A 1,262-nucleotide genomic window follows, 5' to 3' on the forward strand; every position below is an offset into this window, starting at 1 on the left:
AATCCTTAAAGCCGTAGGTTCCCTCGACACGCTCCCAAAGCGGCAATGCGGCGAGCAGAAGCGATTTGAGTTGCGCCTGGTTGGCCTTCAGCGTCGCCTCGTCTTCATTGGCCACGCCAAATGCCAGCAAATCGAGCAACGGCTTTGTTCGTACGCCCTTGCCGCTGGCTTCGATCGACAGTTCCGGCGACCTGACGGTGACCGGGAATTTCAACCCGCTCTCCGGATCGTCGAAGTTGATCGCTTCGACAAAGCTCGACACCTTTTGCGAGGTGGTGAAATCGACGCCGCCGGTCGCGGACTTGGTCGCGGCAATGGTCGCAGTGCCAGCCCCGGTGCTGGCCTCCATGTGCTGCTTGGCATCCTTCGATGCCATGGTCATGCCGGCCATTGAACTGGTGCCGCTGGTGAAGGCCGCCAGATTGGGATCGTAGACGCCGGAGCCCTTGCCATCCTTGATCGAAAACTGCGTGCTTTGCAGCCCCTCGGGCCCGTTGAACTCGACGGAGGCGCTTTGCGAAAAATCCATCGAGACATCCCAGGCCCCATCGCTGCGCGGCTTCACCATCAAGGCATAGGGCGCAAAATCGAGCTTCAGCAGCTTCTGGTCCGGGAATGATGCGGCAAGTGCCTTGAAATCAAACAGGATCTTGTAGGCGCCGTCTTCGAGCGAAACCTTCAGGATGCCTTTGTCGATCGCCTGCTTGCCGACATAGCGGGACAGGTCATCGGACAATTGCTTCGCACCATGGCTGTCGACGGTCTGACCGAAAGCAGGTGCACTCAACGCAAGAAGGAACACGAATGGCAGGGCACGGTTCACGCGAATTCTCCGTTTTGGCCTTGAAGGAACGCTTCGTTCGTCTGGTATGAAATTACCACTGCAACCGCAAGGTGAGATCAACAAGGCTTCCAGTGCGAAAAGACTCGTCAAAGCACCAGCCGCATCAACGGCCGGCCCGCCTTGCGTTCCACAAGCCTCTCGAAACCAGCCTTCTCGAAAACCCGCGACGAGCCGACGAACAGGCCGATCGAGCGCGAATCGCGCGACAGGTCTATCGGGCAGGCCTCAACCAGCCGCGCGCCGTTCCGGCGGGCGAAATCGATGCCGCCTTCGACGAGGCGATGCGTGATGCCCCTGCCTCGCACCTTGCTCCGGATGAAGAAGCAGGAAATCGCCCAGACGGCCGGATCGGCGGCGTCGGCGGGATCGACCGGTGCCGACCCCCTGCCCTGATTGTTCCATTCGGGCACGTCGGCGC

Annotated in this window: 1 protein-coding gene and 1 pseudogene; both read right to left on the bottom strand. The window is 60.3% G+C overall.

Features of this window, described 5'->3' with window-relative positions; genetic code table 11:
• Positions 1–823, bottom strand: a pseudogene (locus EN935_RS36435) (hypothetical protein); the annotation flags it as partial.
• A 107-nt stretch (positions 824–930) separates the two neighbouring features.
• A partial coding sequence (locus tag EN935_RS36440; RefSeq protein WP_127374257.1) for a GNAT family N-acetyltransferase occupies positions 931–1,262 on the bottom strand: 332 nt, incomplete at its 5' end.

The organism is Mesorhizobium sp. M7D.F.Ca.US.004.03.1.1 (assembly GCF_003998635.1).
Classification (GTDB): domain Bacteria; phylum Pseudomonadota; class Alphaproteobacteria; order Rhizobiales; family Rhizobiaceae; genus Mesorhizobium; species Mesorhizobium loti.